Genomic DNA, 12,050 nt, shown 5'->3' on the forward strand with positions numbered 1-12,050 from the left:
GTTTATCTCCTTAGCTTAGTACCACATATCTCTCACCCCCACTGGACTATTTGCGCTTCAATCGTGTGTGTCTTACTTATTGCTATTAAAAGACACCTTGCATACACTTGCCCTGTCTCAATGTTGAGGCAATCAAATTTTTTTTATGAGGGAATACACAAAATGGAAAAAATAACTTTTTCAATACTGACCTGTTTATCTGCTGCATTCGCGACCCAAGCACACGCTAGCTGTGAGTATCAAGTTCATTGTGATTGGGGCAGTGGTCAAATTTTAGAAGTGTTGGTGACTAACGATACTAATCAAACAATCAACGAACCCGAACTATTTGTCAATTTTACAAATGCAAATGTAAATAGTATTTGGGGCGATTTTAAAGTTGCAAGCCAAAATCCTGTACATTTAGATGGAGTATATCGTGGTGATGGACTTCCAGTTAATCAAACAGTCAGTGCTTTTTTAAGTATCTCAAGAACAAACGGTAATGTAATTAATCCGCCCACATTTGACGGTACGTTATGCGGCTTTAAAAATGATGAATTTGCTGCTTTTGTTCCTTCAAGTTTTGGATTAAATGCAACTGTATATGCAACTTCAGAAAAAGAAAAATTCACAAATATTAAAAGTTATCAATGGGATTATTTAGATTCTTCTGCATCTGGTGAAGTGGCAACATTAAGCTTTGACCAAGCCGGTACCTACCCTGTTACATTAACTATTACAACGGACAATAACGAGGTATTTCATTTCAAAAAAAATGTAACAGTCTCTGAATTGCCTGAACGTACCGATCACTATGATAGCGATATAATTACTGGATTATACAAAGTCTCTTACTATGAATATAAAAACGAAAATGGTATTTACGAGACAGACATTTTCAATAATCTAAATATTGAAAAAACGTTAATTGCACAAGAATACGCTCCAACTATGCAATTAATCTATTCAAAAGAACGATTCAATGGCATGGCACCAGAAGATTTAATGGTCACGTTTGAAGCAGACGTAACTGTTTTGCGCGATACAAGGATTCAATACAATGCTCAATCGGCGTATCTAAATGGCTCGGTAATATATTTAGATGACACTCGCCTTTATAGTACAGCGCCAAATTCTTCTTCTGGTAGCGCAGGAATGCGCAATATAGCTGCAGGTCAATACACTATTCGAGGTGCAGCATTAGGTTCAGATCATCGCGAAGAAGGATTTAGATTTCGTTATAATTTTGCCGGAGAAACAGGTTTACTAACAGAGTCTCCATATTTAACTAAAGACGAAACCGACAGCTATTTCATAGATTTATTAAATTCCGATAACGAACTATTTTTAGTTAACCATACTAAAAGCAATAGCATTCAACCTGTACGAGAATTAACTCTACCAAAACGTGATGGTGCGATTAATTTAGTTCTTGAGGCTAAATATATGCCGCCACTTGAATGGCGTATTTCAAATCCTTACAACACAAAAATTAATTCCATTGTGATTTCTCATGGTCATTCACAAAATACAAAAATAACAGGCGTGACAGCTGATGAATATGTTTACACTAACTATTCCAGCCCTTACATTCCAATAAATGTTAATGATATTAATACGTACTTTGAAGACTTAACGGGGCAAACGATTAAACCACAGAATATTTATTCTTCTGAATATTATCCGTTAGAAGGTTATATTTTAAAGTAGAAAATAATTTATCGAATTAATTCAAATCTGAAATGACAGTTGCCTATTTATTTAAAGGTGATTGTCATTAATTAAAGGTGACTGTCATTTTAATTTTTGACTTAATATTATTTTTATTTGACTTAACAATGGATTTTTTAGAATTAGTTGAATGGATAATTAATTAAATAGACAGGCAAAAAAAAACAATAAAGATAAAAAAGGCAGCATTAACAAAAATACGACCGACCAACAACTCTTACTCTTTTGATTCCCAATATTTTGCTCTAGGTTTTTCTAACGTTAAGTTTTAAATCCTCACATTCTTTTATATAAAGCATAACTAAAATGGTGATCTAAAGGGTGATCTAAAGTGACATCCACTTTTGTATTTTAAAAGTGAGAGCACTTATTTTGTTTAGCAAAAAATGATCGATGCAATGCAATCTGTATTGCGGATTTTTCTGTAAAACATAATGGATTAAAACATCAATCTTAACACTTGCCAAATTCCTTTAATGGCCATAGAAGGAAAAAATATCAACAGTGCGGCCGACAATGGTGCAAGTATAACCATAAAACCATCACCATTTGCACAGCGCCCCCACTCATCTGCCGCCAAAGCTAACAACCAAAGAAATACATACCCAACTAACAAACAACCTGCTAGCTGTAAACAATAATACCAACTAATTGTTTGACCAATAGCATAAATCGAACCTACCAACATCCATACTGATATTAAACTGACACCACCAATAACAATAGCCAGTGCAGATAACCGACTTACTAATGCAATAAACACCAAAACTGCACAATAGACTAATAAATGCAAAAACGGAGATTGAATGTTATCTAAAATGGCCTGCATGATTGACTCCTGTTTTTTAAAAAAATAAATGCTATTTCTTGATTGGTTATTTTATTACAATTTTTAAAATAATATTCTTTGAATACCATATTTCAACAAATACACCATTAAACAATTTACCTTTCGCTTTTTTAGGAGAGTTAAAACCTGCCGAATATAGACTAGGGCTGTATCTAAATTTCACAGAGCCCACTTCAAAAGTTTCATCTTTTTGCATGTTACCTCGATATGCATCGAAATATTCAATTTGTCCAGATACAAAACTAACATCGTTTAATGTTTTAAGTTTGTGAGTATAATGAATATTTTCATTTAGCATAAATGCACTGAGCCATATTAAAGTAGCAGCCATAGGTAACACTATAAAAAAACCCAGTACTTTTTTAAGCTTACTTTTAGCTTCGAATGTATAAAAACCATAAACAGTAATTACAAATACAATAATACAGGCAATGAATATCCCAACTAATTTGAATAATTCATCACTGATTTCGTACAATAACATACACCTACTCCACACTATTCTCTTTAATGATAAGGCACATTAACACCTTAAATGACACCCACTTTTTCTCCTACAGCAGGGCGTGTGGTCTGATTGCGCGCTATTCAATTGATATACCCAACGCCGAGGGGCATTTTCGCTCATCCCGCGCGCCTCGCACTTTTAGTGTGCTGTAACTTTTTTAGATGACGAGTTCTACGGCATCGCACTTAAATTCCGAGGTAAATACTTGTCTCTTTTTGGTCATGTGATATTCCTATCGAGGTGCATACCGCCTAATTAAGTGTCCAAGATTATTAGACCCAATCAAGCGCGTCCTTGCCCTTAAAAAAAACCATTATTAGGGGTCCCTTTTAATCCCTCTCTAACTGTGGAATCCATGCTTCATCGCCACATTTAGCTTTAAAAAACGCAATAAAATCCAGTTCTTCAGGTTCGGGTTCTCGCTCGGGGTAATAGCCACCAATAAAATTAACTTCGTCTAAGAGCTCAAAAAGCAACCCCTTAGTTCTGGGCTTTATTTCGCACAAGTCCAAACCAAGCTCAGAAAACATCATTAAGCGATTAATATACCCATTGTGCCTTTCTGAAATTCCCACAGAATATAAAAAAGGGTGTTCCTTGGAAAAACGATCAATACGTTTAAAATCGATGGGGTAATGACGTTGCGCCAAGACCACGAACTCTTTGCTAGGTGCATCCGCCAAAATCCTATGCCGCCTAGGGTCTAAACCCTCACTCATAAGCAGATCAGCCAATTTCAGGTGAGTTTTTTTAATCCATTCTTTGTAATACGGGTGCTTCCCTCGTTCGTGGTATTTGTAGTCCTCAAATATTATAGTGAGGTAATTACCGCGTATATTAATATCATGATCATAGCTTTGAGTAGGATAAGACAGGTTAATTTGATCATAACTAATGTAGGGCAATAGCTTTTTCAACATATTAATTTCACCATCATCTACCGCTGCATAAAATGCATTCACATTAGACTTAAAGGTATCGAAACCACCATTAGCATTGCGCGCTAATAAATAATCCACGCTTTTTTCAGCACCCTTTTTAACGGCATGCACAAGTACCGAAGAGTGCTCACCAAAATCAAGGCTAGCTAATAAAGCCTCGGGATTGCCATGCATAGTGGTTAAAATATAGTCAACCACAGGCACAATATCCGATTCAAAAGCGCAACCCAGAAGCCTATACGCTTGCGAATCATCTATCTCTGGCTGCAAATCATTAAGCTTCGCCAATACATCAAAGCGCCCTTCGCTTGCTGCATTGCACAGCATGATATCAGGGTCGGCGTAATTCCAAGGAACCGAATTACGCTCGGGGTTTTGTTTTTTGTATTCAAGCGCCTGTCGGTACGCGCCCTCAAACTCTGCAACGGTAACCCCAGGGCTAAAATTAGTCTGAAGTAAAACTAAAACAAAAAACACATACCATGCTAAGCCGATAGTTAGGCTATTGATTACCCATCGCCACCGGTGCTGGGCGCGATAAAATTTACCGACTACAGACTCCACTTCGCCAAAGCGCTGAGCTAACTTGCGCAATGCATATTTGTTAGCCAGCAAGACAATCGATAGGTAGGCTCCTAATAAAATAGCTACGGCAAACACACCACCTAATTTCACTACGTCACCAACAAATAACGCTAAACCAAGAGTAATCGGTAAAACCACAACCATCGCCCACTGACGATAGACAATAGACCAAATAGGTAATACAAAAAACGCATGAAAATTCAATGTAGGTCGAGAGTAGCGCTTACTATCGGGCGAAGCCACTGGCCTAAATATCAAGAGAAACAGAATCAAAAATATCGGAAAATAACGATAATCAACACTTTGGTTTTTTAGCTCCGGACAAGCCGCCAGATAATAAAACGCAGTAGGCTCACCAAATGTAATTACCCTAGAAGAATGAAGTCCGCCCCACTGGACAAAATCATAGTACCTCCATATATAACAGCCCCATTCAACGACAGGCATCATTAAAGAAAAATTGACCAGCGTTAACCAAAAACCCCATTGCGGGCGACGCCATAATGTTAGCGCTGCAAACACACCCAGCAAAATTAAGACTAAATGAGCCCCCCCAAAAAACTGGGATATCGTATCGTTTTGGCTACGTGTCCATAAATCACTGCCTAAAGCCACAGCAATCGCCAATTGATACAGAATAAAGCCTATTAAAACTAATGCTTTAACCCGTTCCCAAACTGCGACCACTCTAAACAACCAACCTCTACTGGCTACCTCTTGCAGCAGCTGAGGCGAAGCTTGACCGCTTTTTTTCTCAATTTGAAGGCGGGCTGCTAGCTCAGTATGGCTATAACAACTATATAATCTGGACATTATCAACTCCTATTGTTTCTTATCACACAGCACTTCTTGGCCTGATGGCATATAGACTTTTAGCTGATCCTTAACCAACTCGGCTTTATAACTCATCTCGCCCCCATCAAGCATGGCCCTGCCCATCATTCGGCAGACAGGACCTATTTGCTGCACTACACCTTGTGTGAAGTTGTATTTTGACGGGTCACATTCCAATACAAGCTCACCACCTTGAGTCATGCTAATGCTGACCTTGTCGGCAGAAAAATCAAAGCCAAGTACCTGCTCTGCGGCAATACAACGATAACGACCATCTGCAATGTTTTCGCTTGTCGGCTCGGGAGTCGTTGATGTTGACACCCCCCATTTTTTGCCATCTAAATCGTCTAAAGCCTCTAATTTGCTGAGCACCTCGCTAAACAGGTATCGACTTTCGGCAAAGCCTGTATTTAGATTCGAACGCGCATATTCTTTAGCGCTTGCCACTGCACTTTGGCGCTCCTCATCACTAGCCAGTGCGTTATAAGCTAACAGAAAAGTCCCCCAAACATCACCAACAAGGATCGAACCCCAAAATAGCTCTTGGGCTACTTTTTGCCCCGTAGTGCTGCCTTTTAATTTGCCGCCTTGAGTGAGTAAGTATTTGAATGTCTCAGTGCGGGACCTTTCTAAGGCCTGCTCCATAGGGTAACTAGGAAATGAAACATCCGTCTCATACTCGTAGTTAATTTCGGCGCCGTATTTTACCAATAGCTTTACAGCATTTAAGCCGTCGGCGTCACGCGCTACATCACCAATGACTCGACCTTGTGAACGGGAATGCCAATTAGGGTCAAAACCTAATTTCAGCAATTGTTCTGCACGATCAAGGTGATTGAGGTTTAAACATGTTTTTAGCTCACTTTCACTATAACGTTGCTCACGATTGTACTCCTTTGGTAAGACTATTGGGCCTGGGTTTACACTATGCGCAACCAAAAGATCAAACAATGCAGAATCTTCCTGACGACAGGCAAAACTGTATAGTGACTCACGTGCATTCAATAGAACTTGGCCATTTGCACCCTGCGCAAGGGCAGCTTCAGCCGCTGCCAGGTCGCCATCTTCCACGGCTAATCGCAGCTGGTAATTTTTTTCATTAACCTGTATATCCTGCTTTCTTTGCTTGGCTACCTGCGTATGTGCAACCTCACGCAATCCATCACAAGACAAGCTCACACACAAAATTAAGGCACAACCTAAATACCTAAACGTTTTCCCCTCAAACATCATTCATCCTCTAATATTCTTTTTTTGGTTTCATACAAACACAGCTCGCCTTTGCCGCATAGTAACTGAATTGCGACAAAACGAAGCGAGGTGTTGCGTTCACGTACCGAAACTTCTTCGGTGACTAAGTCGCTAAATCTAGTAATGCTGGTAATGCTGGTAATGCTGGAGAGTAAGATAGACACTCACACTTACTCTCAGATATTGAAATACGCATGCAGGATATCAATAACGGTTATTTTTCCAACGGCTAGCCAGATTATGAATTTTACCTGTCATGGTATTCTTAGTATTGCTTTTAGTTCTACATAGTGTGATTTCACAACTAATAACACTTTTGTACCTGAACGCTGGCCATCACTCCGACATTTTTGAAAGTGGACGGAACACATGGGACAGGAACACATGGGACAGGCAACTTAAAATAGGACAGGCATCATAAAATAATTTGACAACTCAATCCCAATCTATCATTTAATTAATTACAACATATTTAAAATGGATTGAATATGTTCTCCATAGATTAATAGTTAGTCTGCGCCTTGTAAACGATGCAGCCGCTACCAAATAGTTAATTACCTTTCGCTGTGTCCTACACGCATTTTTATGTGAACAAGAAACGTACGGGATCTTCTAATACTAGGATTGCAGGGATATAGTGCCAATATACCAATCATTATTTTGAACCAAGCTAAAATCCAACCAGTTAACATAAGGATTTTAGAATTATTATGTGTGTCAGTGTAAGTTGCTGGATATTATCCGTAAGCTTGCCACCACTTTAGCGGTAAGCGCCGATGAGATAATTTTTGGTGCAGCTGAGCGGACCAGACGAGCGGCTAAGGTTGCAGTTTGAAGCGATCAGTAATTTGATGAGGAAGACAGGTAACTGACTCAATGGGTGTTAGAAGGGTTGATCCTTAAGCATCAGGCCAAACAATCTGTGCAGCGACAAGCAACAGCTAAAGCTAATAAATAGCAGATAAAGAAAAACCCGCTTTTGCGGGCTTTGTAGTGAAATTTTAGAGAGTCATGAATTATTTAGAGTGTGTGTCTAGATAAGTAAGTGAGAAAAAAATCAGAGGTATTTTTCAACAACTCTGACCCTCTTGATTTATTTACTGATTTACTATTCAACTTCAAAATTTATTGGGTTAGTAAATACCTCATAAAAAGAACCATCCTCAACATAAACTTTAAAGTTAAATACATGAGAGCTACTTTTTTCTGCAGGTGCTACGTGCAATCTAAATCCGATTCTTTCAGCACCATAAAGTAGCTGAAAATTATCAATCAAATTAGTCCCTTGAGGTGAATTTTCATTAAAATTACTGTTTGAAAAAATTTCAATTTTTGTAATTAGTTCACTAGGATTTGTTACGAACATCCCCCCACAATCTGCACTTGCGTATGCCGGCTGAATTAGTGACAATCTGCTCCAATTAAAAGATGTTGTTTCTTCAGTGGCATAATCAATAAACAAGTTTAATTCTAAATCATTAAAGTTAATTGTATTTTGAGGTTGATATGATTGCCCTGTAGATTTATTTATTTCAAATATCCGAAAACCATTAATTATTGTAAAATAAGTTGGACATGTACAAGATGAAATTATTGAAAATATAAATAAAACTATAAGACTGACGGTTCTTGCTTTCATAAAAATACCAATATTTAATTTGAATCTATTAATAACCTAGCACGGCTTATTTTGACACACATAATAAGCTTAAAATCCTTGTCTTAACCGGCTTTAAAATTATATAAATCAAACAAAACCAACCAAAACACCAAAACTAAAACCAAAGCCAATCCTAAAAAAATTGGCCTTTTTTATCCAACGCAAACCAAGTGAAGCCCACCACAATTACCACCAGACCAATGGGGTCAGAGTAGAATGGCACTTAGTTAAGCCCTAGAGTCTGATTAAATAAGGCCTGTAGGCATGATAATCCATTAAAAAAAAATAAGACAGCCAGTAATTTTGTTATAATTAAATCACCACAAAATAACGAAACAAAAAAACTGACTGTATGACTATTATCGCTGATCAAACCCAATAGAGTAGTCAGATTAATATTCAATACTCATTACTTCTCCTTTAATAAAAATTTATTTGAAGATGTTGTTCTTTTTTCTTCAACAATTTCAAAGACAGTACCTTTGTTATAACATTTTTTCGCAATAGAATTCTCTACATAATCTTCTTGAAAATAATAGTCTTCATTTAAACTAATACTTTTCACTATTTCACTATTTAATAGATAACTCACCCCCTCACTCATATGATATTTAAAACAAATGTTATCCCATTTCAAACCTTCAACAAGGTTTAATTCTGAATAAAATTTACCATTCTCTTCGTATATTTCAGGAGTTATCCTTTTTACACAACTATTAAGAAAAGATAACAAAAATAAAGCTAAAAAAAGTTGTTTTTTCATAATTATTAACACTCTGAAGGTGGATCATATTGATACCTAATCATCTTCGAGAGAGAGAAAAAAATCAATCACTCGTCGCTTTCCTGTATCAATCTAAGCCGATAATAACATCCCTACGCTTAATTGCTTGAATACACAGAGGTTTGATTTTGGATCAATACTAATTAAGGCAGAATTCCTAAACTAACTGATCTGTTCCAAATCTATGGCATCTTGCGAGAGACTTTGTATTTCTCCTTGCAAGCTACCAAAGCGGGTAAAGTCGAATGCTTCGAGTTTTATCTCTACGCTTTGGCTTTTTAATTTATCCAATACTTTTAATTAACACAATCACAAAAAAAAGACCCCAAACGGAGTCTTTAAAATTATTTCATAAGTGTCGTGTAATTATTTTTTAATGTCAATTGCATTATAGAATGAACCTAAAATCAGCCTACAAGCCTCATTCTTAGGTTTTATTGAAATAAGGTATGAAACTGGTACTGAATTAAGGTTTGCATCAAATTAACCAAACGAGAATCATTATCACATTCAATACCTTTTATTAAATATGGCAACGCTTAATAAATACTTTTTAGTTAATAACAATCAATTCTGATTGGTTATTTCAACAACTCTGACCCGAACGGCACTAAGCTAAGAAGCTTAACTCCCAATATACGTGGTCTGTAGACATGTTATAAATTATCAAAACAGAGCTAATTGGCTCAGGCTGATTATAATCGAATTAACAAAGTACTTAAAATAGATACTTCTAAGAAATCACTTATGAGAGTTAATAAAATATATTAGCAACTTTCTCTGTAAGCCCCGTAGTATAAGGGGTTATAGCTTAACTTAGTGCCATTCAACTCTGACCCGCTTGAATTTGGGTATTATGTTTTTTTTGGTAAAAAATATAATTGGGTTTGGGAAAAGTTATGATTTTAATGAGGAAATCGTTGTAGGCCATATACAGCCTGGGGTTACAGTATTTAATTCTTAAGCTTAATGCTTAGAGAGCGTTTGTTGGCAAGTTAGCTTAAACGAAAGTTACTAAATAATTAACAGATAAAGAAAAGCCAGTGTTAACAGGCTTTGTAGAGAAGAATATTGGAAGTCATGGATTGTTTAGGGTGGATGTCCAAATAAATCAATTTGAAATTCCAGAGTCAATGAAATTCGAAATACTCAGAACATTTTTTGTTTCAGGACAATGTAAAGGATAGTACTATTCATAAAAGAATAAATATTAATTATGGGAATAGTTTAAATGAATGACTTACTGAACAAAATTGAAGCCTTAAAAAAATCAATTGTAATAGCTGGAACCGCATTACCAGTTCTTGCTATTCTCGCTTATTTTTCAGGCTGGCATTATGCTGCTGAATATTTTTCAGAATTCAATATTAATCGTTCCAATATTTTATTTAATGATTACACTGTTTTCACACACTCTTTTTCGGTCATCACAGCATTACCTAAAATTTTATTTAATATGAAACTAGAAATTTCATTTTGGCTTATACCATTACTATTACTATTACTAGGACCTTACATCAAATTTAGAATTGAAAATAAATACGAAAAATTTAAGACTTACAGTCACATGTTATTAAAAATTTGGTCATGGTCATTATTATTAATCGCTACTTTTAATTGCTCACAACAAGCTGGACGATATTACGCTAATTCAGTTAAAAATGAAGCTGGCTATCGATCTGTAAATGTAATTTTCACAAAAGATTTTATGAGTGACCTTAAAGAGTATAACGGAAGTGATTGGACATTAAATAGGAAGTTTTTATTTAAAAACTCTGCAAAAAATAATGCTCTTGGCTTAATTTGGAGAAATTCTAGTGAAACTATTTTGGCAATTTATGATTCATCAGGGGATCCTGAAACTAATAATAAAATGGTCGAAGTTATAAGAATTGACAACAGTAATATATCAATGATTTTAAGTACGATTAAATTTGAGGATTGATTATGAATAAATTAATAAATATTATGTTAATAATTACATTAAATATTGTTGTGCATGGTCAACTAAATGCTAAAAATTATTATGTACTGGATCATAACGATATTCGAATAGGTTTAAAATACACCTCTGGTAAGTTTACAACCTCAGGAGAACTAGGGTATGACGACATTAATAAAAGAGATCTTTTTATTCCTTGCAGACATAAAGACTTAACTCACGATGAATATAAAATCAAATTCAAACTCTTAAATTGCTCTAACGAACAATCAACATGGCCTGCTAATCTAGGCTTCACTTTAGATATGGACAAAGGAGTTAAGCTAGTATTGACAAATATAGAAGGCGGCTGTGCCACTTGTATAGAATCTCCATATGGAAATGAAGAAATAATCGACAAAGAAGAATTGGACTTTAAAATTGATAATAATATCCCAGAAAAGCTAATTAATAATCCAGACTTAATTATAACTATCGATGAATTTGAAGATTTTTTGAAAGACAGTAAAAGTGAAAGTAAATACGCTATTAAAACCCCTGACGATCTTAAGTTGATTAGTATGTATATTCACTTCTTAGGTATCACTGATATAGACGATGAAAGATTAAAGGGAATTAATATAAACCCAGTTCATTTAGAAAGAATATTCCCAGGCCAAACTATTGATATACAAATTCCGATCAGGCAAAACGAAAATCAACTTCAAGAAATGATCAATTTTGAACCCAGTATTACACCTTAAAGACTTCAAAATTAAGTCAGAAATACAGATCCCTAATTAAAATTAATTTAGCTGTTTCAACACTTGCATTGAAACAGCTATTTATTTTGATGCTATATAATTTACTTTTAATTCCAACTTTTCTCTCTCAAAATAACCTTATAGAAAAAGAAATATTTAGAGTGTAACTTATACGACTTATAAGCTAAAACCCTCATTTAATTTAGCTATTCAATAATTATCACTACAACTATTAGCAT

10 protein-coding genes are annotated in these 12,050 nt (G+C 35.7%); 3 read left to right on the forward strand and 7 right to left on the reverse strand.

Annotation, left to right across the window (positions count from 1 at the left end):
* Positions 1-162: 162 nt before the first annotated feature.
* A complete protein-coding gene (locus TYM08_RS17910; RefSeq protein WP_422380516.1) occupies positions 163-1,692 on the forward strand; it encodes a PKD domain-containing protein in 1,530 nt (509 codons plus the stop codon).
* A gap of 460 nt (positions 1,693-2,152) precedes the next feature.
* Here the strand turns inward: TYM08_RS17910 and TYM08_RS17915 are convergent, their stop codons facing one another.
* The 7 genes from TYM08_RS17915 to TYM08_RS17945 form a co-directional block, all read right to left on the reverse strand.
* The gene (locus TYM08_RS17915) at positions 2,153-2,542 is read right to left on the reverse strand and encodes a hypothetical protein (RefSeq protein WP_422380517.1); all 390 of its coding nucleotides are present in this window, start codon (positions 2,540-2,542) and stop codon (positions 2,153-2,155) included.
* A 46-nt stretch (positions 2,543-2,588) separates the two neighbouring features.
* Positions 2,589-3,047, reverse strand: coding sequence for a hypothetical protein (locus TYM08_RS17920; RefSeq protein ID WP_422380518.1), 459 nt, complete (start codon positions 3,045-3,047; stop codon positions 2,589-2,591).
* 353 nt (positions 3,048-3,400) lie between these two features.
* Positions 3,401-5,410, reverse strand: a complete 2,010-nt coding sequence (locus TYM08_RS17925; RefSeq protein ID WP_422380519.1) for a hypothetical protein — start codon at positions 5,408-5,410, stop codon at positions 3,401-3,403.
* 9 nt (positions 5,411-5,419) lie between these two features.
* Positions 5,420-6,589, reverse strand: a complete 1,170-nt coding sequence (locus TYM08_RS17930; RefSeq protein ID WP_422380520.1) for a hypothetical protein — start codon at positions 6,587-6,589, stop codon at positions 5,420-5,422.
* Positions 6,590-6,660: 71 nt separating this feature from the next.
* Complete coding sequence (locus tag TYM08_RS17935) at positions 6,661-6,846, reverse strand: hypothetical protein (protein ID WP_422380521.1); 186 nt, start codon at positions 6,844-6,846, stop codon at positions 6,661-6,663.
* A gap of 944 nt (positions 6,847-7,790) precedes the next feature.
* Positions 7,791-8,321 carry a hypothetical protein gene (locus TYM08_RS17940; RefSeq protein WP_422380522.1) on the reverse strand — a complete coding sequence of 177 codons (531 nt, stop codon included), beginning with the start codon at positions 8,319-8,321 and terminating at the stop codon, positions 7,791-7,793.
* Positions 8,322-8,751: 430 nt separating this feature from the next.
* Positions 8,752-9,105: a hypothetical protein gene (locus tag TYM08_RS17945; RefSeq protein ID WP_422380523.1), complete on the reverse strand. Its 354-nt coding sequence runs from the start codon at positions 9,103-9,105 to the stop codon at positions 8,752-8,754.
* 1,252 nt (positions 9,106-10,357) lie between these two features.
* On the opposite strand from TYM08_RS17945, the gene TYM08_RS17950 reads away from it, so the two are divergent.
* Positions 10,358-11,071, forward strand: a complete 714-nt coding sequence (locus TYM08_RS17950) for a hypothetical protein (protein WP_422380524.1) — start codon at positions 10,358-10,360, stop codon at positions 11,069-11,071.
* 2 nt (positions 11,072-11,073) lie between these two features.
* Positions 11,074-11,811, forward strand: a complete 738-nt coding sequence (locus TYM08_RS17955; protein ID WP_422380525.1) for a hypothetical protein — start codon at positions 11,074-11,076, stop codon at positions 11,809-11,811.
* The last annotated feature ends 239 nt before the right edge of the window (positions 11,812-12,050 follow it).

Source organism: Marinicellulosiphila megalodicopiae, from assembly GCF_045862395.1.
Taxonomy (GTDB): Bacteria; Pseudomonadota; Gammaproteobacteria; order Pseudomonadales; family Natronospirillaceae; genus Marinicellulosiphila; species Marinicellulosiphila megalodicopiae.